We start from the raw sequence: 362 nt of genomic DNA on the forward strand, positions 1-362 counted from the left end.
TTGGAGATGCGTGCGTCGCGCTGGAGTTCTTCGAGGATACGCAGGTCGTAGCGGTCGAGTTTGTTCATGGCGAGGATTTCTTTCAGGTTGATTGCCATCGGCAAGGTGAATTTGAGTGATTTATTGCGCAATCAAGGTTCTGGTGAGCAATATTAGCAATCATTGGTCGCGCCTGGCGACGTATTCTTTTACCCAGATTCACGGCCCGGACATCTCGTCCATCACAGCTCGCCCAATCAGGCCAGCCGTGGCCGCCGACCCTACAGGGTTGCGCCGGCCTCCGGGTTGCACACCGCCCAGAAGGTGGAGTGAGGTGAGCCGTCGCCAACAGCGCCGAGCCAGGACAGTTACCCCAGAAGGGC

1 protein-coding gene is annotated in these 362 nt (G+C 57.7%); it reads right to left on the reverse strand.

The annotated features are described in order from the left end of the window. Positions 1 to 98: AsnC family transcriptional regulator (locus ACLJNW_RS23640; protein WP_410961147.1), on the reverse strand; the 98-nt coding region annotated here is incomplete at its 3' end. Between the last annotated feature and the right edge of the window lie 264 nt (positions 99 to 362).

The sequence above is a fragment of the Salmonella sp. SAL4457 genome (genome assembly GCF_046548235.1).
Lineage (GTDB): Bacteria > Pseudomonadota > Gammaproteobacteria > Enterobacterales > Enterobacteriaceae > Salmonella > Salmonella enterica.